Source organism: Streptomyces sp. NPDC052020 (assembly GCF_040680575.1).
Lineage (GTDB): Bacteria > Actinomycetota > Actinomycetes > Streptomycetales > Streptomycetaceae > Streptomyces.
Window position 1 is genome coordinate 154266 of the sequence record NZ_JBFAWY010000003.1, and the last position, 23029, is coordinate 177294.

21 protein-coding genes and 2 pseudogenes are annotated in these 23029 nt (G+C 69.4%); 10 read left to right on the plus strand and 13 right to left on the minus strand.

Going from position 1 to position 23029, the window contains the following annotated elements:
* Positions 1-129: 129 nt before the first annotated feature.
* Both AB0L74_RS04015 and AB0L74_RS04020 read right to left on the minus strand, forming a co-directional pair.
* Positions 130-987, minus strand: coding sequence for a fumarylacetoacetate hydrolase family protein (locus tag AB0L74_RS04015; RefSeq protein WP_365645308.1), 858 nt, complete (start codon positions 985-987; stop codon positions 130-132).
* Positions 988-1238: 251 nt separating this feature from the next.
* Positions 1239-1394 (minus strand): annotated as a pseudogene (locus AB0L74_RS04020) (transcriptional regulator); the annotation flags it as partial.
* A 225-nt stretch (positions 1395-1619) separates the two neighbouring features.
* Here AB0L74_RS04020 and AB0L74_RS04025 point away from each other — a divergent pair.
* Together AB0L74_RS04025 and dcm are read left to right on the plus strand one after the other, a co-directional pair.
* Entirely contained in the window at positions 1620-2630 is a 1011-nt protein-coding gene (locus AB0L74_RS04025; protein WP_365645310.1) for an SEC-C domain-containing protein, read from the plus strand.
* A gap of 205 nt (positions 2631-2835) precedes the next feature.
* Positions 2836-4191, plus strand: a complete 1356-nt coding sequence (gene dcm, locus AB0L74_RS04030) for a DNA (cytosine-5-)-methyltransferase (RefSeq protein ID WP_365645312.1) — start codon at positions 2836-2838, stop codon at positions 4189-4191.
* Here the strand turns inward: dcm and AB0L74_RS04035 are convergent.
* Genes AB0L74_RS04035 through AB0L74_RS04050 form a run of 4 tightly spaced genes read right to left on the minus strand, consistent with a single transcriptional unit; the run spans position 4123 to position 8590 of the window.
* Positions 4123-4584: a very short patch repair endonuclease gene (locus AB0L74_RS04035; RefSeq protein WP_365645314.1), complete on the minus strand. Its 462-nt coding sequence runs from the start codon at positions 4582-4584 to the stop codon at positions 4123-4125. The genes dcm and AB0L74_RS04035 overlap by 69 nt on opposite strands.
* A gap of 48 nt (positions 4585-4632) precedes the next feature.
* Positions 4633-6453, minus strand: coding sequence for a DEAD/DEAH box helicase (locus AB0L74_RS04040; RefSeq protein ID WP_365645316.1), 1821 nt, complete (start codon positions 6451-6453; stop codon positions 4633-4635).
* A complete protein-coding gene (locus AB0L74_RS04045) occupies positions 6450-7883 on the minus strand; it encodes a hypothetical protein (RefSeq protein ID WP_365645318.1) in 1434 nt (477 codons plus the stop codon). Before AB0L74_RS04045 ends, AB0L74_RS04040 begins: the two co-directional genes overlap by 4 nt.
* A 17-nt stretch (positions 7884-7900) precedes the next feature.
* Entirely contained in the window at positions 7901-8590 is a 690-nt protein-coding gene (locus AB0L74_RS04050; protein ID WP_365645320.1) for a hypothetical protein, read from the minus strand.
* A gap of 267 nt (positions 8591-8857) precedes the next feature.
* On the opposite strand from AB0L74_RS04050, the gene AB0L74_RS04055 reads away from it, so the two are divergent.
* A complete protein-coding gene (locus AB0L74_RS04055) occupies positions 8858-9799 on the plus strand; it encodes a hypothetical protein (protein ID WP_365645322.1) in 942 nt (313 codons plus the stop codon).
* Between the two features lie 25 nt (positions 9800-9824).
* Here the strand turns inward: AB0L74_RS04055 and AB0L74_RS04060 are convergent, their stop codons facing one another.
* Entirely contained in the window at positions 9825-10451 is a 627-nt protein-coding gene (locus tag AB0L74_RS04060) for an ATP-binding protein (RefSeq protein WP_365645324.1), read from the minus strand.
* Between the two features lie 216 nt (positions 10452-10667).
* Between AB0L74_RS04060 and AB0L74_RS04065 the strand changes: the two genes are divergently transcribed.
* The 5 genes from AB0L74_RS04065 to AB0L74_RS04085 all read left to right on the plus strand — a co-directional run bounded on the left by AB0L74_RS04065 (position 10668) and on the right by AB0L74_RS04085 (position 14670).
* A complete protein-coding gene (locus AB0L74_RS04065; RefSeq protein WP_365645326.1) occupies positions 10668-11513 on the plus strand; it encodes a helix-turn-helix transcriptional regulator in 846 nt (281 codons plus the stop codon).
* Complete coding sequence (locus tag AB0L74_RS04070; protein WP_365645328.1) at positions 11514-11711, plus strand: DUF397 domain-containing protein; 198 nt, start codon at positions 11514-11516, stop codon at positions 11709-11711.
* Positions 11712-11899: 188 nt separating this feature from the next.
* Positions 11900-13576: a hypothetical protein gene (locus AB0L74_RS04075; protein ID WP_365645330.1), complete on the plus strand. Its 1677-nt coding sequence runs from the start codon at positions 11900-11902 to the stop codon at positions 13574-13576.
* Between the two features lie 17 nt (positions 13577-13593).
* On the plus strand, positions 13594-14118 hold the full coding sequence (locus AB0L74_RS04080; RefSeq protein WP_365645332.1) for a hypothetical protein: 525 nt from the start codon (positions 13594-13596) through the stop codon (positions 14116-14118).
* A gap of 39 nt (positions 14119-14157) precedes the next feature.
* On the plus strand, positions 14158-14670 hold the full coding sequence (locus AB0L74_RS04085) for a nucleoside deaminase (protein ID WP_365645334.1): 513 nt from the start codon (positions 14158-14160) through the stop codon (positions 14668-14670).
* A 126-nt stretch (positions 14671-14796) separates the two neighbouring features.
* Here the strand turns inward: AB0L74_RS04085 and AB0L74_RS04090 are convergent, their stop codons facing one another.
* From AB0L74_RS04090 to AB0L74_RS04100, 3 genes are all read right to left on the minus strand, one after another.
* Positions 14797-15597 carry an alpha/beta hydrolase gene (locus tag AB0L74_RS04090; RefSeq protein WP_365645336.1) on the minus strand — a complete coding sequence of 267 codons (801 nt, stop codon included), beginning with the start codon at positions 15595-15597 and terminating at the stop codon, positions 14797-14799.
* Positions 15598-15748: 151 nt separating this feature from the next.
* Positions 15749-16180, minus strand: a complete 432-nt coding sequence (locus AB0L74_RS04095; protein WP_365645548.1) for a DUF2267 domain-containing protein — start codon at positions 16178-16180, stop codon at positions 15749-15751.
* Between the two features lie 366 nt (positions 16181-16546).
* Entirely contained in the window at positions 16547-16966 is a 420-nt protein-coding gene (locus AB0L74_RS04100) for an Hsp20/alpha crystallin family protein (RefSeq protein WP_365645338.1), read from the minus strand.
* A gap of 167 nt (positions 16967-17133) precedes the next feature.
* On the opposite strand from AB0L74_RS04100, the gene AB0L74_RS04105 reads away from it, so the two are divergent.
* The gene (locus AB0L74_RS04105) at positions 17134-17436 is read left to right on the plus strand and encodes a hypothetical protein (protein ID WP_365645340.1); all 303 of its coding nucleotides are present in this window, start codon (positions 17134-17136) and stop codon (positions 17434-17436) included.
* Positions 17437-17594: 158 nt separating this feature from the next.
* Here the strand turns inward: AB0L74_RS04105 and AB0L74_RS04110 are convergent, their stop codons facing one another.
* Both AB0L74_RS04110 and AB0L74_RS04115 read right to left on the minus strand, forming a co-directional pair.
* Positions 17595-19151: an MFS transporter gene (locus tag AB0L74_RS04110; protein ID WP_365645342.1), complete on the minus strand. Its 1557-nt coding sequence runs from the start codon at positions 19149-19151 to the stop codon at positions 17595-17597.
* A gap of 71 nt (positions 19152-19222) precedes the next feature.
* Positions 19223-20587: a DUF445 domain-containing protein gene (locus AB0L74_RS04115; protein WP_365645344.1), complete on the minus strand. Its 1365-nt coding sequence runs from the start codon at positions 20585-20587 to the stop codon at positions 19223-19225.
* A 196-nt stretch (positions 20588-20783) separates the two neighbouring features.
* Here AB0L74_RS04115 and AB0L74_RS04120 point away from each other — a divergent pair, with 196 nt between their 5' ends.
* Positions 20784-22118, plus strand: a complete 1335-nt coding sequence (locus tag AB0L74_RS04120) for an SGNH/GDSL hydrolase family protein (protein ID WP_365645346.1) — start codon at positions 20784-20786, stop codon at positions 22116-22118.
* Between the two features lie 64 nt (positions 22119-22182).
* Here the strand turns inward: AB0L74_RS04120 and AB0L74_RS04125 are convergent.
* Positions 22183-23020: pseudogene (locus AB0L74_RS04125) on the minus strand (DUF1707 domain-containing protein).
* Positions 23021-23029 lie beyond the last annotated feature (9 nt).

The following is a 23029-nucleotide window of genomic DNA, read 5'->3' on the forward strand; positions in this document are numbered from 1 at the left end:
CCCCCGGCCCGACAGGGGCGCGGGGAGGCGCGCGACCGGCCGCAGAGGATCCGCGGCCGGGGTCGGCTGCGGACGATCCGCAGCCGCGAGCGCGCCGTGGTTCCCCGGTGCCCGCCCCGGCCGGAGCGCCTACGCGTCCTTCAGTTCCTGCCGCTGCCGTCCGAGCCCGTCGATCTCGAGCTCGACGACGTCCCCGGCCCGCAGGTAGGGCTTCGGCTCGGGGTGCCCCATGGCCACCCCGGCCGGCGTGCCGGTGTTGACGACGTCACCGGGGTAGAGGGTCATGAAGTGGCTGAGGTACCGCACGACCTCCCCCACCGGGAAGATCTGGTCGGCGGTGGTCCCGTCCTGCTTCAGCTCGCCGTTCACCCACAGCCTCAGCCCGAGGGCCTGCGGGTCGGGTACCTCGTCGGCGGTCACCAGCCACGGCCCGAGCGGGTTGAACGTCTCGCAGTTCTTGCCCTTGTCCCAGGTGCCGCCGCGCTCGATCTGGAACTCCCGCTCGGAGACGTCGTGCGCGACCGCGTACCCGGCGACGCACGCGAGCCCCTGCTCGGCCGACTCCAGATAGCGGGCCGTACGCCCGATCACGACCGCCAGCTCCACCTCCCAGTCGGTCTTCCGGGACCCGCGCGGCACCAGCACGGTGTCGTGCGGCCCGATCACCGTGTCCGGCGCCTTGAAGAAGACGACGGGCTCGGCGGGCGGCTCGGCGCCGGTCTCGCGGGCGTGGTCGTGGTAGTTCAGCCCGATGCACACGATCTTGCCGACGCGTCCGAGCGGCGGCCCGATCCGCAGCCCCGTCCCGTCCAGCACGGGCAGGTCACCGGCCTGGGCGGCGGCACGGATCCGGCCGAGCGCCGCGTCGTCGCCGAGGAGCGCGCCGTCGATGTCCGGCACGAGGTCCGACAGGTCCCGCAGCGTTCCGTCGGCGTCCAGCAGCGCAGGGCGCTCCGCACCCGCCGTACCGACTCGCAGCAGCTTCATGGTCCAACTCCCTCGATCACGGGCCAGCCCGCCCGATGAGGTGCGACCGGGTGCGGCCGGGCGCAGCCATCGGAGGACTGGTCGATCCTCCAAGGTCCAGGTGCAGTCCGCAATACCCCGTTCATGTACTGGACCGTAGGGCCGCGGCGGGGCCGCCCCGCCCCTCCTCGCCGGCACGGCCCGGCCCGCTCGGTCCCTCCGGCCCCTTCGGTCCGTCCGGTCCATCCGGTCCATCCGGTCCGTCCGTCCGGCTCGACGACCAGCGGCCGCAGCAGCCGCTTGGGCCGCAGTAGCGCACGGCTGACCGGGTCCGCCGGCTCCGGATGGAGTCCCGGCCCCGGCAGCATCTCGACGTCCGCGACCGGTACGGAGGTCCCGCACGCGGCGCCTTCGCCGTACGGCCCGATTGCGCCGGGGGGTCGCCCTGACGATCGCCGTCGCCGCCTCGGCGGGCGGCCCGGAGCCGGGCGCCGACCTCGCCCTGTGGGCGTCGGCGGGGCTGGCGGGCGCCGCCGCGGCCCTGGTCCTGCGGGAGCGGGGTGACCCGGGGCGGCGCCCGCCGTACCCGGGGAAGGGCCGCCTCCCCCACCGGTACCGCGCCTGTGTCACCGCACGGCAGTACGGTGTCCCCCATGCGCCCCGACACGCCTGCCGAGACCGTCGACCACACCGCCGAAGCGGCACGCCTGGAGCGGACCGCCGGCCTGTACCCGGAGGACGCCGAGGCCCTGCTGCTGCGGGCCGCGGCCCACCTGGAGCTGGCCGACGACCGCCCCGCCGCGACCCGGCTCTACGACCGCCTGCTGTCCGCGCCCGCCGACCTGGAGAACCCCGCCCTGGTGCGCGCCCTCAAGGCGTCGAACCTCTGGGAGTACGGCCACGAGGCGGAGGCCCGCGCCATCATCGAGGGCGTCCGCACGGCCGCCCCCCGCGACCCGGCCCCCTGGGTGATCGTCGCGGAGGCGCTGGAGTCCCACGACGAGCTGGAGGCGGCCCACGAGACGTTCACCGAGGGCGCCCGCCTCCTCCTCACCGACGTACCGGAACCCCCGCGCGCCACCCGCCCCCTCCTCATCGGCCGCCACCGCGTCCGCCGCATGCTGGGCGCGCCCCACGACCAGTGGGACACCCTGGCCGACACCCTCCACTCGATGCCGGTCTCCCTGGACGAGCTCCACGACCCCAAGCGCGTCTGGTCCCTGGGCTCGGACAACCCGGCGGAACTGGAGGCGGAGATCTCCCGCCTGCGCGCGGAACTCGGCGCCTACCGGGAAGCCCTCTCCCGCCCCTTCCCGGTCGCGATGCTCCACTGGCCGGCGGACGAACTGGCCGAGCTGGTGGCCGCCTACCCGGAGCTGTCCGCGGAGTACCCCTCCCACGAGGAGCACCTGGCGACCATAGAGACCGCCCTGCGCGAACTCGCCTCCTCCGGCACCCCGAACCTGGGCGTCGTCACGGGCACGGTCCCCTCCTACGAGGCCTTCGCCGCCTCGGAGGCCACCTCCCCGACCGACACGACCCTGCTGCCCCAGTACGCCACGGTCCTGGCAGCCCGGGGACGGGCGGTGACCTGGCCGCCGGAGCGGGGGGTTGGGTGCTGGTGCGGGTCGGGGCGGGTGTATGGGGAGTGTCACGGAAGGTGAACGCACCCGTCGCACGCTGAGGCCCTGGCCGGCAGATCACCATGAGATCCACCCGACCCCGCAGAAACAGAAGAATTTATAGCAAATAGGACATTTGACATCAGGCGCACCCGTGGGGTGCCTGTTTTAATGCGAGACTCTTGACTCCAAGAGTGCACGGAGAGACCACCGGCTCTCACACGAGCAGCCGCACAGAAGGAGAGTCATGCCCGCCAGTGGCCATGAGCGCCCTCGGTTCACCCAGCCACTGACCTCAATCGAGATCTGTGCGGGGGCCGGCGGCCAAGCCGTTGGACTTCATAACGCCGGGTTCGATCACCTCGCCCTCGTCGAGTGGGATCACCATGCGGTGAACACACTGCGAGCCAACGTGGGCGGCTGGCCGGGCTGGACGCCTGAAAAGGCCCGAGCGATCGAGCCAATGGATGTAAGAGATTTCCTCGAATCGGAACTCTTGAAGAAGTTGAACCTCCAGCCGGGGGACCTCGACCTCCTCGCCGGAGGAGTTCCCTGCCCCCCCTTTTCTCTGGCCGGAAGGCGATTGGGGGCGGACGACGAGCGAGACCTGTTCCCAGCGGCACTGGAGATCATCGACCACCTTAAGCCCAAAGCGGTCATGATCGAAAACGTTCGCGGAATCCTTGAGCCTCCCGAATTTTTCATTGATTACCGGAACTTCATTCTGGACTCACTGCGCAAATCCGGCTATGTCATTCCGGACATCAATCTTACGCAGAGCGCGAAGTCCCAGGACATTACGATGAGAAAGGTTTGGCGTCGCATCAACGCCAAGGACTTCGGCGTTCCACAGCTACGTCCGCGAGCCATTCTCGTAGCCTTCCACAAGGAAGCCCTTAAAGAAGGGCAAGAATTCCGCTGGCCACTTCGCCTTGACGCCAAAGAAGCAACGGTATTCGAGAAGCTTGAGCGGACAATGTTTGAGCGCTGCAAGGACTATTGGGACAAGAACCAGTGGGGTGAGCAGGCGAAGCCAGGCGAGCGCACGGGGCAGGACGTCTACAACGACTGGTGCAGGGACGCCAAGAAGGCCGCTGATCTCGGTCGAGGCGTGGCACCGACCCTGGTCGGGGGCTCAAGGAAGCACGGCGGCGCGGATCTGGGGCCGACGAGGGCCAAGCGAGCGTGGGCGGCGATGAAGGTGAACGCCATGGGGGTGGCTAACGACCGGGAGAACTGCGTCCCCGAACGAGATCTGTTCAGGGACACTGGCCCCATGCTGACCGTCGAGCAGACAGCAATCATCCAAGGGTTCCCTCGGGATTGGGACTTCCAAGGCAGGAAGACTGCTCGTTATCGCCAGGTCGGAAACGCCTTCCCGCCGCCCGTGGCCGAGGCCGTAGGCAGAGCGATTGCCGCCGTTCTTCGTCCCACGCACCGGGATGAACTGCTCGCCAGCTATAAGTTGGACACCTCCTCCAGCGGAGGACAGGCACCTGAGGACAGCGAGCCTCAGCAGATGGAAATTTCGATGTCAGAAACTTTTCCTGTCCCCTCTGCGAGCGAGGACCGCATCGGCGATTTTGTGGGCGCAGGCCTCTGACGGCTCGTGCTCCCAGAAGCGGAGCACGAGCCACCCAGCCTGAATCAGCCTCTGGTCCGTGTCCCGGTCCCTCTGTACGTTACGCAGAACCTTTTCCGACCAGTATCCGGAGTTCGTTCTCGGCGGCACGTAGTGTTCTGGGCATCCATGCCAGTAGCAACCGTCTATGAAGACAGCTACCTTCGCCGGACGGAAGACCATGTCTGCCGTCCGGCGAAGGTCTGGCAGAGGCCGGGCCGCCACGCGGTAGCGGAGCCCTCTGGCGTGAACCAGCCGCCGGATGAGCCATTCAGGCTGCGTGTCGCGGCTGCGGATCGCCTGCATATTGCGTCGGCGGGCCGCAGATGAGGCCCAGGACCCTTCCGGCGCTACCCACTCGGCTTCTTCGGACACGCCTCAGAGCGTAGTCCGAAGAAGCCTCAGCCCCGCAATCCGCAGGTCTCAGCGGCTGCCCATGTGACTCAGCAGGGCCTCGATGTCACTAGGCGCGAGACCAGCGGCGACGGATGGCTCTTCCTCCAGGTCGGCAAGCTGCTGGACGGTTGGGTCGTCAAGGATGCGTCCCATGAAGTCCAGCTTCTGTTCAAGCCGCACCGCGACGACCTCATCGATCGTCTTACGTGCGGCGAGTACGGTCACCCTGGTCTCTGTCTCCGGGGCCAGTCCGAGCCGGTGGATACGGTCAAGGCTCTGGAGGAAGCGGCCGGCCATGAAGTCTCGGTCGACATAGACAGCGTCATGGCAGACGTGGTGGAGGCTGATCCCCTCACCGAGGGTCGCCGGGTTGGAGATCAGCACCATGCAGCCCGGATCCTCACGGAAACGCCGGAGCTGTTCCTCCCGGTCCGGCGTCCCCCCGTAGACCACCGCGGGACTGAACTTCTCCAGCATCCGTTCCAGAGTCGTCAGGCTCCGGACGAACGTCGTCCAGACCAGGGTCTTCCGCCCCCGCTCCGCGTTCTCGGCGATGATCGCCACTGCCTCCTTGTACTTGGGAGACAGCTCATAGTCGGGAAGGCTCTGCATCAGCGAGTACAGCGAGCTGCCCTGCGGGATCTCGAGAGGCGGAAGCCGGTAAGTGAGCGGTTCGTACTGGCTGGCACCCTCCAGCAGCAAGGCTGGACTGGTGGCGGCCATGAGCAGCCGCAGGGCGGTCTTGCCAAGCGAGCTGAGATCCTCCCGCGCGCCGCTCCCGTTATTCATATCGCCGACCAGAGAGCCATAGATCTCGTCGTGCAGCGGGGGCAAGTCCACATAGCGCACGCCCAACTGCACTGGCGGAAGGCCAAGCTCTTGTTTGGTTGTCCGGGTGAACAGCGGGCGGAGAACCGTGCTCGCATAGGCAAGGTCACCGCCCGCCACAGCCTGGACCACTGTGCGCTGGCCGTGTCCCGGCCAGACGAAACCCAGAAGATTCTCCAAGTCCTTCGAACCGTTTGGAGCGGGCGTTCCCGTAAGGATCAGCCGCCTGGCGGCCAGCGGCCCCAAGGCCATGCAAGCCGCGCCATAGGTCCCCCTCGCTCCCAGCTTCATCCGGTGCGCCTCGTCCAAAATGATCATCGAGGGCCCGGCCTTGAGCCAGTTGGCAAGTGTGCCCAGGGAACGGTCAAGCCGCTCGTAGTTGACGACCAGGACCTCAGTCCAGTGGTCCATGGAACCGTCGAGCACGTGGGTCCGCAGAGGATGACGGAAGCAGACAGCGGTCTCATAGAGCCAGGACTCGTACGCCGACTTGGGGCACACCACCAGCAAGCGGCTCACTCGCCCCTGTGCCTTCTGCGCCGCGTACACGGCCAGGGCCACGCGAGTCTTGCCGGCGCCGGGGACGCTGAAGTTGGCCCCGTGCTGGAGGGAGAGCAGCTTCGCGATGTCCCTGAGCTGGAACGGGCTGAGCTCGCCTTGCCACATCTCCCCCAGGAGGCCCGGCACCTCTGCCGGAGTGATCTCCCCCCGGGCGGAGGCGTTATCGAGCCGCTCCTTGACGGTGTTGGCGTCCTGTACGACCCCTGCCACGAGCGTGCGCAGTTCGGACGCCCACTCCACGCCTTCGTGGTCCGGCCAGGTGCCCAGAGCGCCGAGGTTGGCCAACAGGTCATCGAGTGCGACGGAAGCGCTCAGGGGGCCCAGCTGGCCGCCGGTACGAAACCGGGCGGCCAGCTGGACAAGTTCCTGCTGGTACTCGTCGGTGGTCCTCAGCACCACGCGGGTACGCGTTTCGTCGAAACCGAGGTGCAGGGACGTTCCGCCAGTGCCGGTACTCACTGAGCAGCCTCCGCCGACGTGGCATCCAGCAGCCACGCAACGCCGTCACCGGGGTTGGGCAGCCCACGCCCTGCTTGCTGCGCCAGCTTCCGCAGGCTCTCGCGGAGCTTGAGAACGGCTTCGTCGAAGGCTTCCTCGTCCAGGCTCCGGGACGTCCGCGCCTGAACCAGGTCCGCCACACACTGATCGATGCTGGCGCACGCCTCCGCGAGCCGGGCCGGCGCGAGCTGCTTGCGCTTGCGCAGGCGCGCACTGCGGCCGGCGGCCTCAATGGCCTCGTCGAAGGCCTTCTTGGCGTTGTCAAGGACCGCTTGGCTCTCAGCTTTCTCGGCGTCCCCCAGGCTGGGCCTCCCGTCGTTCACGATGGCAGCGGCCCGGAGAATCTGGTCATTCAGGGCCCTGGCCTCAGAGACAGCGGAGGACGCGGCCGGGACGGTGAGCCCGAGTCCGGGAATGGCCACGCCGACAGCTTGAGCAGAGCTGGAAGCACCACCCCCGGGAGCCGAGGGCAGCATCTTGACGAGGCCTTCCTTGATGAAGTTTTCGTCGATGTGCCTCACGTCCGTCTTGGAGAAGTTGAGCAGGATGGCGGCCAGCCGCAACTCCTTCAGGACCTCTGCCTGGTCCCGGTCCAGCGTCTCCATCTTCACGTACAGACGCTGCAGTTCCTTGAGACGCTCCTGTGCCCCCTCCCAGTCGACCAGCCGCAGCGCGGTACCGCCGCCGCTCGCGCTCCGGTCGATCAGCTCCCGGATGGTGCTCAGAATCCAGCGCTCCTGGTGGTACGTCCGCACCTGAATCCGGAATGCCTTGGCGATCTGCTCCGGCGTATGCCCGAGAGCAGCCTGCTCCTCCATGGCGATCAGGCGGTTGATGTACGAGTAGTCCCGGCGGTGGTCCTTGCGGAGCTGCAAGGACAGTTCGACGGCGTTGATGTCCGCCCAGGTGAACGACTCAGGCAGCACGCCCACACGTATCGACTGAACGCCGAGTTCACGCAGGGCGCTCGCCCTGGTGTTGCCGTTGACCAGAATTCCGTGGTGCGTCACCAAGCCCGGATCATTCTGCCCGAACTGCTCAAGACTCTCCTTCAGTGCGTCGAAGGCCGGGTCCCGCAGGTTCGGGTCGGCGGGTGACGCCTGGAGCAGGAACCGAAGGTAATCCTGGCTCTCGGCGCTCCACGGGTCCCTCTCCAGGGCCTGCTCACGGTCCGGGTCGTGGCTGCGCTGGGCCCGGATACGGTGTGTACCGGGGTTGAAGTAGAGGCTGTTGACTGGCAGATCGATGACCTCGACGTGGGCCTGCTGCTCGTTCCAGTCGACCGTCACCGTCTCCCTGGTGCCGCCGGCCTCCCTTACCTCCTGCACCTTCTTCTTGATCAGCTCGCTGAACTCGGCCGCCCTCGGCGGCGGCGGAAACTCTCGCATCATCTCTTCCCCCGTTCTGTCTAGTCGTCGTTGTCGGCCAGCGCGTCAGCGACCGCCTTGCGTGAGTCCTGGGGCAGGCTGCGGTAGATGCCCCACATCTTCTCCAGCGGGCCCAGTGACCTCTGGTCCACGGCGATCCAGTTCTTCAGCACACGCCGCTCCATCGGCGCCAGAGCCTGCACCTGCGCCAGCACCCGCGTCAGATCCACCTGCCGGTCCCCGCTTCCGGCACCACAGCGCTTGCACTCCGTCACCGGCTGGTAGCTGGTGGATCCGTCAGGCAGCAGGACCTTGCGCCGGGCGATGTTCAGTACGACCGGCGTGATGCCGTCCTCGTAGGTCTCACCAGCCGCCGCGCCGCACGCGCGGCACACGTAGTTGTCGTCCTCAAGGATCTTCGCCCGCTGCGCGGCCGTGATGCTCGCCTTGTGCTTAGGGGCCTTGGACTTGCCCGGGATCCAGACGTCAGCGCCCCTGGACACGAAGCGCTGTTCCTGCTGCTTCAACGTGGGGTCGTCACGGCTCGTGTCGATCTTCCATTCGTGGTCCCGGAGGTCCCGAAGCCGCCTGTCGATCTGCGCGACGTCAGGAAACGCCGCACGCAAGTCGGCCTTGGTGAAGATTTCCCCCTCCCCTACCTCCTGGAGCAGCCACAGCGCGGCACGCGCCATGCTTCCCAGCTTCTTGTCCTGCCAAGAAGGCAGCGTCATCTGGTCCTCCGGTCTGCTTGAAACGCGACTTTAAGCACCTAGTCACACAAGTTAGGTAAAACACCGCATGTATGACCGACCCCCCACTTCGCGAGTGGCGACTCCAAGTTTTCCACCACACACCGAACGAAAGTCCAGCCCAGGAACCCTTGCTCCGGAAATAGCAAGCTCAACAGCAGCCTCCTGCGGCAGAATTGGCACTCTGACCGGCCGCAGCGCAGGGCCGGACGCGAGGAAGCGACGCGAGGAAGCCAGGGGGGCCAGTACATGGCGCGAGGCAAGGGCAGCAGAGTTAGCTACGGCTGGACAGCCAAGCGATTCAGCAGTGACGTTCCTCCCGGGAAACGCCAGCTAGCCAAGGCTCTTCAGGAGGTGTGCCGCCACCTCTCGCCCGGTGACCGGGCAGGTACTGGGCCAACGCAGGCCGAGGCAGCCTTGCACGTCAACGTCAGCGAGACCTCGTTGTCGAGGTTCCTGAGCGGGCGGTCGGTCCCCCGCCTGGAGACTCTCAAGCACATCTACAAGACGGCCTCCGCCGACGCTGGCGGCGAGGACCGCATAACTATCAGCAAGGCCAGGCTCATGGAACTCCATGAGCGGGCGAACGCTGACCACTGCCATAGCTGCGTCACTCTGCGAGCAGAAACCGAGGCCCTCCGAGAACAGCTCCGGGACGCGGCGGATGAAATCGCGCGGGCGGAAGAGACCGCCCAGGCAGCCAGCCGCGATGCCGACAGACTGCGACGAGAGGTCGCCGCTCTCCAGCAGGCCGTGAGGCGCCTGAAAGAAACCGTCGCCAGCTTGACGGCGAATCCGGCCGGCCTGGAAGTACGTCGCGCGGTCCGCCCGGTGGCTACCAGTCCGCTGCCGGTCCCCCGGCGAGGGGGGGACCGGCAGCGGAGTGCGAGGGATAAGGCGGCGGCACAGAATGTGGCACGGCGAGCCGACGAGTTGCGTTCAGGCAGCCGGCAAGAGAATGCCGTGCCCTTGCTCCGTCACACCACGGAAGCGTTGAGTCATGCAGAGATCGCAGCACTCCTGTGCCTGCTGAGGCAGCAGAGACAAGCGGAGTTGGCGGACAACCTCATCCACATGTACGGCCGGGACAGAAGTCACCAGGACGTGGTCCACGTGGCCATGGAGCTGCACAGGCACGGAGCCCAGGAGGACGCAGGGGCTCTGCTCCGCGTCAGGGCCACACTGGAATGACCCTTGCCGGCCAGCAGGTCCGTCCTTACGCCGCTTCAGCCTCGTAGTGCATCTGGGCACGGTCCAGGATGCCGTCTGGGTCGTGCCCGCGAGCGGCAGTCCAGTGGAGCAGATCGGCGATCAGCTCGACGGCTGACTGCTCAAGCCCCAGCGTCCGCCCTCTCCTCTCCAGAGAAGCGCCGCCCCTTGCCGTCTGATACTGCTCCAGCGCTTCCACAGCGCGCTCGATCCGCCGGCAAGGGTGACCTGCGCTGACGGGGATCTCACACCACACCGCTTTGCCCGCGACGGTCAGGGCCGTGCCCCAGTCTGCCGACAACGCCGCAAGCAGATGGAGACCCCTGCCGCACTCCTCATCGCAGCCGGCTGTTTTGACCGACGGCAGGATCTGGCTCTTGTCGCGGACTTCGAGCCGGAGACGCTGCTCCTTCCATTCGAGGATCAGAGTCGACGACATTCCCTCACCGACGTGCTTGATGACATTGGTCGCCAGTTCCGTGACGAGCAGTTCCGCCTCGTCGGCGGCCGCGGGCATCCCCCAGCGGCTCAGTTGTCCGGCGACTGCCCGGCGAAGCAGGCGGACTTCCGCCGGCGCCGCCGCGAAAGGCAGGACACAACGGAACCGGGGTTCGGTGAGCTCGTGAACAGACATGGACCACTCCTCCCTCCCAGGCCACGCAAGCGCGTCACTGTGTCGGTGCGACTGCGCTGCGTAGCGGTACGCAAGCGAGCATGGCACAGAGAAGTCTCACCATGTAACTTCTCACGAACATCTATCGGGTGAATCGGTTGGTGGGCCGGCTCCCCCGTTGCCTAGCCTGATGAGGTTCTCCGGGGCCGCCGCCCGGGGTCACGGCAAAGGAGTCCCATGTCCGAGCGGACCACAACCCGTCGCCGTCAACTGGGCGCGATGATGCGCAAGTTGCGCGCCCGCAAGGGACTGACCCTTGAGGAAGCGGGGCGCCTTGTCGGTGTGTCCAAGGCAACGGTCAGCAGGTACGAAACTCAGGCCGGCCCGGTCAAGTGGATCGTCGTCGACGCGCTGTGCCGTGAGTACGGGGCAACTGAGGTCGAGCGCGAGGCCGTCGTCCGGCTGGCCAAGGACGCCAAGCGGCAAGGCTGGTGGAGCTCTTTCGCCGACCGCATCCCAGAGAGTATGAACCTGCTGCTCACGCTGGAGGACGAAGCCGTTCGCGAGAGCCACTTTTCATGTGTCTACGTCCCTGGGCTGCTGCAGACACGCGCCTACAGCACCGCGCTGCAGAAGGCGAACGAAGTGCCCCTCACCCCGGCACAGATCGAGCAACTGGTCGACATCCGGATGAAGCGGCAGGAGATCCTCACCCGCAGCAAGCCGCCGCACCTCTGGGCGATCCTCGACGAGTCCGTGATCCGCCGTGTCGTCGGGTCACCGCAGACCATGGGGGAGCAGCTCGACCGGCTGCTCGAAGCGAACGAGTCTCCTCACATAACGCTGCAGGTACTGCCCTTCTCCAAGGGAGCGCACGCGGCGGCGCTCGGGAGTTTCGTCATCATCGGCGGCACCGAGCCGACCCTCGACGTGGTGTACGTCGACTTCCACACGGGCTCTCTGTTCCTGGAGAAGGAAGAGGAACTGGAGCGGTACAGACTTGCGTTCGAGTATCTTCGCGCACAAGCGTTGGACATGGAGGCTTCCTCCGCCATGATCCATCGCGTCCGCAAGGAGCTGTAGATGCCCGACGGTTGCCAGCACCCTTCTGAGCCCGCCTGGTTCAAGTCCTCCTACAGCGGCGGCAACACAACCGAATGTGTCGAAGCCGCGTTCGTGCCGTCCGGTGTGCTCCTGCGTGACTCCAAGCAGCCGGAAGGGCCCTGGATCAGGGTGTCTGCCCGGGCATGGGACCGGTTCGTGACCGCGCGAAGGGCATGAAGCAGCTACGGGGCCCTTCCATACGCCTGCCGACGAGCGGGCCGCCTCTGAAGTGCTGGTCTCTGGCGGGAGATGCACTGTCGTACCCTTCCGCTTCCCTGTAAGAGTGGAACAGCACTGACGGGAAGCGGGCGGCGAACGGGGCGGCGGTGCAGAGGTGGAGACAGGTTGCGCTTCTTCTGTGTGCGTTGGTGCTTGGCGTCCTCGCCTTCGCCTGTCCCCGTGAACACGACGACGTCATAGGCGCGACCCAGTTCAGCATCGCGTTCTTCGCCACGCTGCTGACCGGTGAGGCGGTCATTTTCGCGCTGACCTTCTCCGCAGCCAGCTCCTGGCCGTCGCTCCGGGCGATCGACAGCCACATCGCCTTCCGTGAGTGGGTACTGGTCGGCTGGTTCGCCGCCCTGTTCACCGCCTGCGGTCTGCTGGGCGGCAGCGCCATCAGCGCCACCTACGGCGCGCTGCTCTTCCTGCTGGCCAACGTTTTCGGGATCTTCTCCTTCGTCCGCCTCTTCGGACTGGCGAGCATGGGAGGGCGCAACCGGCTCCTGCGCCGCACCCTGGCGGGAGCTCTGGCCCGGCAGGGCCCAGACGACGGCCGTCGTTCCCCTGGTGACCTCGAAACTGACGCCGTCGTCAACGCATACCTCGGCGCGGTCAGCCAGGCCGCTACCAGCAACGACCCCACCCCGATTCGGCACCTCACCAACCAGTTGGCCGAGGCAGAGGTTCCGGCGAAATCGGCGCAGCAGGCCATCACCGTCCATCTGGACGTCCTGCACCGTCTCTCGCGCGCCACCCTGGTCAGCAACGCCGATCCGATTCAGGTGGTCGCCTGCTCCAGAATCCTGATCGATTCCGTGATCGGGCACGCCCGCCGTCTCACGAACCCGGCTCCGGCACTGGGTGCGCTCAGCCGCTACCTGGCCTGGCTCGCCAACACGGCGTGGCTCATGTCCGTACGCGGTGTTGCGTCGAACAGACCTGCTCGTGAGCTGGTCGCCCTCACCACCGACGCCCGTCTGAAGATTCTGCGCTGTGTCGACCCCGACCCAAAGTCCGCCACCACGCGTGACGAGCTGGGCACCATCTTCACTACCCCGGCCCAAGTGCTGATGTGGTGCGGCGACTTCACCGAGTTCCACGGCGCTCATCAGGCGAGCGCCCTGTACGGTGTGCACGAGATCCTCACCGGTACCAAGTTCATGGGCAATTACTGGGACGGTGCCTCCATCCTCACCCAGTTACGCAGGGCCCTGTACGGACCCGGCACTGTCGCCACCCCCGAGGCCGACCGCACGCGGCAGGCATTCGGTTCGGAAGAGGGGTACGACCACTTCTGGGCGCTGGTATCGGTGACCGCGTTCGCCACGCTGCGTGATGCCCGCCTGCTCCACCCGCCGGAACTGATCCGTCCCGAGTTCACCCCGGACCCCCAGCTGCTGGGCGCTTACCTGCGCACCTTCGCGACCCACCGCTACTTCACCACCGCCGAGCAGGCCCGGGCGGCGCTCCTGAACCTCATGAGCCAGGCCGACACCCCCGGTTCGCTCACCGCGGAGATCAACGAGGCGCGGCGCTCCTACCCCTACCGCGTACCGGCGCCTGTCGTCGAGCCGCACCAGCGACCGGCCGCGATGGTCCTCGCCATCGCTTGCCGCCTTGCTCCGCTCGCTCCCGGCGGGACGACCGCAGAACTGCGCGCGTTTCTCAGCAGCCTCTCTCTGCGCGCGGTCCGGGCAGCCGCGCGGCTCGCCGCTCGCGTGCTGCCGGGAGCGGCGGACGAGTCCGATCCCGTGGAGGCCATCGCCGTGGGACTCGACGTCCTCCAACTGATCGGAGCGCACACCCGGGAGGGAGCCTGACCGGCACAGTCATAGACGTGGCTGCATGGCGTGAGCGCCTGGCCGCGCTGAACACCGAGGATGTGACCGCCGCCTTGGTGGTGCAGTGCGACCAGACGTGGCTTCAGTCCGATTTCACGGCCTTCCGCAACGAGGTCGATCAGGCCCTCATGACCGCTCACCTACGCCGGGGCCCGATCCTCACCATCACACGGATCATCCTGCACAACCTTCCCATCGGTCCTGGGGCCTTCGGCCGGGCCGCCGCTGTCGACCGTGCCTTCGACGAATGGCATCACCGGTTGGCCGCCTCCAGCGTTCTGCTCTCCTCCGCCGGCTCCGCCACTCACCGGATCCACCGTCTGATCCTCCGGGGGAACGAGGCAGCCGCCTCCGTCCCGGATATGGTCGAGTTGCTCGACGGTGGTGAATGGACCGACAACCACCGAGCTGAATCAGCGCTTCGCATGATCAACTCCATCGGCGCCACCACCCCCCTGACAGGTTATGACGTGAATCTGGACGGTCCCTTCGGTGACGCCGACCCCTCTGTTTACATGTGAGTGCACCCGAAACCAGCTCACCGGATACTTGGAGACAAGGTGCCCTACGCCCCGGAGACCACCCAGGACCATGCGTTCCTCGCCCAGGCCATCGAACTGTCCCGGCACGCCCTGGAAGACGAGGGTAAAACCCCGTTCGGGGCACTCGTCGTCATAGACGGTGAAGTCGTCGCCACCGGCACGAGCTCGGTCGTCGAGCTCCACGACCCCACCGCTCACGCCGAAGTCATGGCCTTGCGTGCCGCCGGTGCGAAACTCGGGCGCCACCTCATGGAAGACGCCGTGATGTACTCCAGCAGCGAGCCATGCCCCATGTGCTTGGTCGCCTGCTACTGGGCCCAGGTCCCGCGCCTGGTGTACGCCGCCACGAGCCATGACGTCGCCGTCAACGGATTCGAGGACCTTCAGTTCTACCGTCAGCTGGCCCTGCCCAACGCCGAACGGTCCCTCCTCACGGAAACCGCCGTGGGTGGCGAGTCCCATGAAGTCGCGGTCAAGGCGCTGGCGAGCTGGGCGGACAAGCTGCCGTTCCCCGTGGAACCCAAGCTCTGAGACGCCCGGTGACGCGGCAACCCTCAAGGGGTTATGGCTCATGTGCCGTCTCCCCGCTTACGGGTCCGCCGGTGGTCCCGCCGGACGGCAGTCAGCGTAAAAACTCGACTCCAGGCGGTGACGATGTCACTGTGCCCGCAGAAACATCGTCACCGCCTCGTGAAGTCGCGTCGGCTGGTCCAGGTGGACGTCGTGGCCCGCGTTCGGGATCAGGGTGTGGTGGGTCTGGGGGCGGTGGGTCAGCATCGTGGTCGTCTCCTCGTCGGTCACGGTTCCCCGGTCGCCGCGGATGAGGAGGGTGGGGTGGGGGACGCGGGACCACTGCGGCCAGTACGAGGTCGTCGCCAGTTCCGCCACGCAGGAGACGATCTCGTCGCGGTCGAAGCGGGGGTGCCAGCCGTCCGCTCGCCGCTCCAGGCCCCGCGCCCATGCCTCGTGGCCCAGGAATTCCCGCGCGGCGTCCAGGGACGGGAACGGGATCGGCCAGCTGTCCAGCCAGTTCTCGATGCGGGCCGGGAGCCCGGGGCTGGGACCGCCCGGGCCCGCCTCGACGAGGACGAGGGACGCCACCAGGCCGGGGTGTGCCGCGGCCAGCAACAGGGCCGTGTGGCCGCCCAGGGACTGGCCGATCAGAGTGGCCGGGGCCAGACAGAGGTGGTCGATCAGGGCCGCGGCGTCCTGGACGTGGGCCGCGCGGGTCGTCGCCCGCGGGCGGCGGGTGCTGTCGCCGTGGGCGCGGGCGTCGTACGTGACCACGCGGTAGCCGTCGTCCAGGAGGCGGCCGGTGAGGTCGTCCCATTCGCCCTGGTGTCCTGCCAGGCCGTGGAGGAGCAGGACCGGCGGCGGGGCCGGGGTGGCGGGCCTCGGGGGGTGGTGGTCCCGGTAGGCGATGCGGGTGCCGTCCGGGGTGGTCAGGTGGGTGGGCAACTGCTCAGGCCTTTCCGTCGGCGGCCGCCGTACGTTCCGGTCCCGGTCCGGCGGCCGGCGGCCGGCGCCGCCACCCCGTCGTGTACGAGGGCTGGTGGAGCCGGCCGCGGCCCTCACGGGATGGCCCCGCCGGCGGCCGGACGGCGGAGCGTCACGCTGCCGGGCTCAGGTCCGCCCGGCCGAAGAGGAGAGCGTATCCGGGCGGGAGCTGGGCGAGGATGCGGGTGATCAGGTCGTCGCCGACCAGGGGCGGCAGAACGCTGAGGACCGAGCTGACGTCCCAGCGTGCCGTCGCCGGGGTGGATCCCTCGATGCGGGCCGCGACCGAGTCGACGAACTCGGCGGCGGTCAGCGGGCGGGTCGCCGGGATCTGGGAGGCGATGATCCTGGCCGCCTCCTCGGGCAGGGCCGCCGCCAGGTCGACGCGTTCGTCGCCGATCACGTGCCCGCCGAGGGCCGAGAGGACGATCCGGGTGACGCGTTCCGCCTCCGCCGTCGTCGCGTACTGGCCGGCGTCCCGTACCTCCTCGACCAGATCGGTCCAGCGGGGGCGGGACACCGGCGACGGCGCGGGTACCGGCATGGCCGGCGCGGGTACGGGCATGGCCGGCGCGACCGTCACACTCGGCTCCATCGTCGTGCTCATCTACGGGCTCCTCCTCCAGGTCGGTCCCAGGTCGGGTTCCCGGTGGGAGCCGGAACGGGCCCCGGATCAGGTACCGGATCGGTCACGGATTGGGTGCCGTGGGTTCCATTTCCGATCCCGATCCCGATCCCGGCCCCGGTCCCGGTCGCGGGTCCGGGACGGCGGTCCCGGCCCCGGTCCCGGTCGGCCGATCCCGGTCCCGTCCGGCTCCGGTGGGTTCGTCGTTCCGCCGCTCGGGCGGACAGGTGGCCGCGTCCCGCAGGCGTCGTGCCGTGCCCGCGGGACGCTTCTCATGGGGTGCGGTCAGCTGTTGAGCTGCCTGCGGCCCTCGCCGCCGGTGATCTGGATGCGGCGCGGCTTGGCCTGCTCGGCGACCGGGATCCGCAGGGTCAGGACGCCGGCTTCGTACGAGGCGTCGATCCGGTCCGTGTCGAGGGTCTCGCCGAGGAACAGCTGGCGTGTGAAGGTGCCCGTGGGCCGCTCGGCGACCAGCACCTCGGCTCCCTCGGGGGCGGGGGAACGGCGCTCGGCGCGGACGTTCAGGACGTTGCGCTCGACGTCCAGTTCGATGGTCTCCGGGTCGATGCCCGGCAGGTCGAAGTGGACGAGGAAGTCGTCCCCGGACCGGTAGGCGTCCATCGGCATGGCGCCCGGACGGGCGGACCCGAAGACCTGCTGCGTGAGCCGGTCGAGTTCGCGGAACGGGTCCGTGCGCATGAGCATCACAGGTCACTCCCTTCCTTCAGGCCCTACGTGCGATGCCCTACTGCTGCTTCTTATATAGCTCGCGGAGAGGAAAGTTGACAAGGGCGGACTCAGGTACGGCTTCGGCGGCGGTCCGGGGATTAGCCTCGGTGCCGGTGATGAGCACGCAGGAGGAGGCAGCAGGCATGGCGAGGATTCCCAGCGCGGCGGTGGCCGCGAGCGGGCTGGTCGGCGGGTACGGCGTCGCCCGCTGGACGAAGAAGCGGCAGCTCGGCGGGGCCGTGCTGGCCCTCGCCGGGGCCGCGGCCGCGCGGCAGTGGCGGCAGCGGGCCGGCGGGACGGCCGCGGGGGCGCTCACCGCGGCGTACGTCGCCGCCTTCGCCGGGTCGCATCCGCTGGCCAAGAAGGTCGGCGCCTGGCCGGCGGTGTTCGGGGTCGCGGGGGCCGTGGCCCTTGCCTCCTGGGCGGTGGCCGACCGGCGCGGCTGAGGCACGGTAGCCGGGCGGGCCGGGGCGGGGCGGAACCCCGCCCCCCGGCTCACGCCGGCGCGAGGCCGGTCCCGGCCGGCGCCGTCCCCCTATGCCCCGGCGCCGTACCGCCCCGACCTCTCCCCGGCATCACGCCGGCGCCGCACCCGCCCCCGGCATCACGCCGACGCCGCATTCGCCCCCGGCGTCCCCTTGCCGCCCGCCGTCGGGACCTCGCTCGCCGCGGCCGACGCCGCCTCCGACAGCGGCCGGGCGATGTCCTCCAGCGAACGGCGTTCGGCCTTGACCGCGAGGAACGCGGCGACCAGACCGGCCGCGCACATCAGACCGGCGCCGATCTGGAAGGCGAGGACCGTGTCGCGGACGACGCCGGACTCGGTGAGGTCGGCGAAGATCAGCGGGCCGCTGATACCGCCGGCGGCGGTGCCGAGGGCGTAGAAGAAGGCGATGGCCATGGCGCGGGTCTCCATGGGGAACACCTCGGAGACCGTGAGGTAGGCGCTGGAGGCACCCGCGGAGGCGAAGAACAGCACCACGCACCAGCACGCCGTCAGGGTGGCCGCCGACAGCGAGCCGCGGTCGAAGAGCCAGGCGGTGCCGAACAGCAGCACGCCGGACAGCAGGTACGTGGACGAGATCATGATGCGCCGGCCGACCGTGTCGAACAGCTTGCCGAGCAGCAGCGGGCCGATGAAGTTGCCCGCGGCGATCACGGCGAAGTAGTAGCCGGTGCGGCCCGGCGGCACGTCGAAGAACGTGGTGAGGATGGCGCCGAAGCCGAAGGTGATGGCGTTGTAGAGGAACGCCTGGCCGATGAAGAGGGACAGGCCGAGGACCGCGCGGCGCGGGTAGCGGGCGAAGACGGTCTTGGCGATCAGGCCGAAGCCGATGCTCTTGCGCTGGTGGATGGTGATCTCACCGGCGGGCGGCGGCAGCTTCTCGCCCTTCTCCCGTTCGACCTCCCGCTCGACGTCCGTCAGGAGCCGTTCGGCGTCCTCGCCGCGGCCGTGGATGAACTGCCAGCGCGGACTCTCCGGGACGTGCCGCCGCACCAGCAGGATCACCAGGCCGAGGACGACGCCGAGGGCGAAACTGAGCCGCCAGCCGAGATCCTTGGGGAAGATCGCGGTGTCCAGCATGACGATGGACAGCAGGGCACCGCCGACCGCGCCCAGCCAGTAGCTGCCGTTGATGATCAGGTCGACCCGGCCCCGGTAGAGGGAGGGGATCAGCTCGTCGATGGCGGAGTTGATGGCCGCGTACTCGCCGCCGATGCCGAAGCCCGTCAGGAACCGGAAGAGGAAGAACCACCAGGACTCGAACGACAGCGCGGTCAGCGCGGTCGCGGCGAGATAGACGGCCAGAGTCGCCATGAACAGCTTCTTGCGGCCGTAGCGGTCGGTCAGCCAGCCGAAGAACAGGGCGCCGGAGCAGGCACCCGCCACATACAGGGCGGCGGCCAGACCGGTGACCTGGGCGGAGGTGATCTCCAGGCCGCTGCCTTCCTCGGCGAGGCGGCCGGCGACGTTGCCGACGATGGTGACTTCCAGGCCGTCCAGGATCCACACGGTGCCGAGCCCGATGACGATCATCCAGTGCCACCGCGACCAGGGCAGCCGGTCGAGGCGGGCGGGCACGGACGTGGTGACGGTTCCGGTGGCAGCGGGCACGGAGGCCGGTTCCGGCGACGACGCTGGCGACGATGCTGCTGTCATGGCTCCCTCTCCGTTGAGCGACCCCCTCCCAGGTGCCCGGGAGTTCGGGGATCACGCCCGCCGGACCCGGGCTACGCTCCCAGCATGCGGGAGACGGTGTAGATCAGCAGCCCGGCGAGAGAGCCGACCACCGTGCCGTTGATGCGGATGAACTGAAGGTCGCGGCCGATGTGCGCCTCGATCTTCTTCGTGGTGTGCTCGGCGTCCCAGCCCGCCACCGTGTCGGTGATCAGGGACGTGATCTCCCGCCGGTAGGTGGTGACGACGTACACGGCGGCGCCCTCGAGCCAGGAGTCGACCTTGCCCTGGATCTTCGCGTCGGAGGCCATCCGGGCGCCCAGGGAGAGCAGCGAGGCCCGCACCCGCAGCCGCAGTTCGCTGCGCTCGTCCTCCGCCGCGGAGACGATCATGGATCGTACGGCCGTCCAGGCGGACGCGATCAGGTCCTGCACCTCGCCGCGGCCCAGCACCTCCGACTTCAGCCGTTCCACCCGCGCGCGCGTGTCGGTGTCGGACTGGAGGTCGGAGGCGAAGTCGGCGAGGAAGCGGTCGAGGGCGCCGCGCGCCGGGTGGGCGGGCATGTCGCGCATCTCGGTGACGAACCGCAGCAGCTCCCGGTAGACGCGCTCGCCGACCTTGCGGTCCACGAACCGGGGCGTCCAGCCGGGCGCGCCGCCCTGCACGGCGTCCATCACGGAGTCGCCGTGCACCACCAGCCAGTCATGGGCGCGGGTCACGACGAGGTCGACGGCCCGCTTGTGGCCGCCGTCGGCGACGACCTTCTCCAGCATCTTGCCGATGCCGGGGGCGATCTCCTGGGCGCCCGCGCGGCGCGTGATCGCCTCCCCGACGACCGCCTGCACATCGGAGTCCCGCAGCACGGTCAGGGCGCCGCGCAGGGCGGCCGACAGCTCCGCCGTGACCCGGTCGGCGTGGTCGGGGACGGCGAGCCAGGCCCCGAGCCGGCTGCCTATGCCGACGGCGCGCAGCCGCTGCCGTACGACGTCCTCGGACAGGAAGTTCTCCCCGACGAACTCGCCGAGCGAGACGCCGAGCTGGTCCTTCTTGGTGGGGATGATCGCGGTGTGCGGGATGGGCAGGCCGAGGGGGCGGCGGAAGAGGGCGGTGACGGCGAACCAGTCGGCGAGCGCGCCGACCATGCCGGCCTCGGCGGCGGCGGAGACATAGCCCGCCCAGGCGCCCGCGCCCGCGTGGGAGGCCCACTCCGCCAGGGCGTACACCAGCGCGACGAACAGCAGCAGCCCGGTGGCGGTGAGCTTCATACGGCGCACCCCGCGCCGTTTCTCCTCGTCCGCAGGGCTGAACGTGGCCATCGCGCGGTTCGTCATGGCGCCGGGGCGGGCAGGCTGCCCACCGGCACCGCCCGCGGTGGCGCCCCCGACCTTGTCGGGAAGTTCCGTTTTCGACCGTTCCATCCGCTCCACCCGTCCGGTGATCCCGCACACATTGTCCCTTCCTGACCGACTCCTGGAACGGAACACAAGTTCCCGGCGTCTGTCCGGTCGGGGGAAACGCCGCGGGGTCCCCGCCGGCCGCCCCCGGCCCATGACGCATCATGGGCTCATCGGATCGGAGCCTCGGGCTCCCGTCACCCGAGGAGAACAGCACAGCATGACCCGGGGTCGTGGCTACGCCCTGCTCGCCGCGGTCGTCGCGACGATCGTGGCCCTGTCCGCCGCGCTCTACGCCGGGGTCGCGGCCGACGACGGCACGAGCACGAGCGGCGGCCCGGCCGGGGGCCGGCACCCGCACAACTCCGCCGCACCCGCCTCCACCGGCACCTGGGTCGGCACCTGGTCCACCGCTCCGGCCGCGGCCGAGCCGGGCACCGGGACGGCCGGCCTGGCGGGCCGCTCGGTACGCAACGTGGTGCACACGACCGTCGGCGGTACGAGTGCCCGCGTCACGCTGTCCAATCTCTACGGGCGCACCCCGCTGACCATCACCCACGCCTCCCTCGCCCTGGCGGCCGGCGACGGCTCCGCCGCCGCGGTCCCCGGCACCATGCGGCGGCTGACGTTCACCGGCGGCCCGCGGGTCGTCATCCCGGCCGGCGGCCAGGTGACCAGCGACGCCGCCCGCCTCGCCGTGCCGCACGACGCCGACCTCCTGGTCACCACCTACTCCCCCGTCCCCTCGGGCCCGGTCACCTACCACCCGCACGCGCGGCAGACCAGCTACCTCGCCGACGGCGACCGCACCGAGGACGTCACCCCCGCCGCGTACACCGAGCGGACCTCGTACTGGCGCTATCTGACCGCGCTGGACGTACTGAGCAACGAGGCGGAGGGCACCGTCGTCGTCATCGGCGACTCGATCACCGACGGCGTCTCCTCCACCATGGACGCCAACCGCCGCTGGACCGACGTCCTCGCCGCGCGGCTGCGCGCGGCGGTGGCGGCCGGCCGGGACGTGCCCCGCTACGGCGTCGTCAACGAGGGCATCAGCGGCAACCGGGTGCTGACCCCGGGGCGGGGCCGCCCGGCCGACAACCCCAGCGGCATCGAGCGGTTCCCCCGGGACGTGCTGGGCCGCACCAACGTCAAGGCCGTCGTCATCGCCCTCGGCGTCAACGACATCCTGCGCCACCGGGGCGCCGCCGACCCGGACCGGATCCTGGACGGGCTGCGCACCATGACCGGCCAGGCCCACGCGCGGGGGCTGAAGGTCGTCGGCGCGACCGTGACGCCGTTCGGCGGCCACCGCGGCTACACGGCCGCCCGGGAGGCGGTACGGCAGCGGATCAACGCGGAGATCCGGGCGGGCCGGGTGTTCGACGCCGTCGTCGACTTCGACCAGGCGCTGCGCGACCCGTACGACCCGCGCCGGCTGCGCTCCGACTACGACTGCGGCGACCATCTGCACCCCAGCGACCGGGGGTACGCGCGGATGGGGCAGGTGTTCGACCTGGAGGACCTGAAGGGGGCGGCCCCTGCGGAGCTGTGAGCAGCGCCGCGCACCGGGCCACCGCGGGACCGGCCGCGGGACGAGGGCCCGGCCCGGCCGTCCCTCAGCCCTCCTCGTCCCGGCGCCGCTCCCGCTCGCGCCGGTCGTCCGCGGCGCCCACGCCGTGCGGGCCGCGCGTCGGGTCGCGGTGCTCCTCCAGCATCCGGCGGTGGTCCTCCAGCATCCGGCGGTGGGCCTCCGCCACGTCCTGCCGGACCGAGTCCCGCAGCCGCTTCCTCTCGGCCTTGCGCTCCAGCCGCTCCCGGCGGCGCTCCTCCTTCAGCCGCCGCTCCTCCGCCCGGGCCGGCTTGCGCTCCACGCCCACGCCGCCCCAGAAGGCGAACCCGGTCACGATCACGCGCGGGGCGCCGGGATCGCCGGGCACGCCCTCCTCGCGGTGGTCGAACCCGCCCATGATCCCCAGGCCGCGCACCACCACCTCGACGCCGGGCGGCACGATCACCGTCATCCCGCCCATGACCGCGACGCAGTTGATCACGACCTCGCGGTCCGCGAAGACGGCCTCCCGCAGGTCGATCTCGCCCCCGCCCCAGAAGACGAAGCAGTCGAACCGCTTCGGCACCGTCCAGCGGCCCGTGCGCTGGAACCCGGACATGACGGCGGCGGCCCACGAGGACGTCCCCTCGCCGCCTGATCCGGTCCGCCCACCCCCTGTGCTCAGCGGGCTCCTTCGTCAGCGGCACCCGGTGCGCGGTGCCGGCCGGCAGATCCCGGGTGAGCGGCGCGAGCTCCCCGTACGTCCGGGCCCGGTAGGCGGCCTCCAGCCGCTCTTCGAACTCCGCCATGTCCAGCCGGCCCTCCGCGAGGGCGTCCCCCAGGACCTCGGCGACTCGTTGGCGGTCGGCGTCGGAGGCGCGCAGCTCCGGGGCGTCGTCGGTCATAACAGCAGC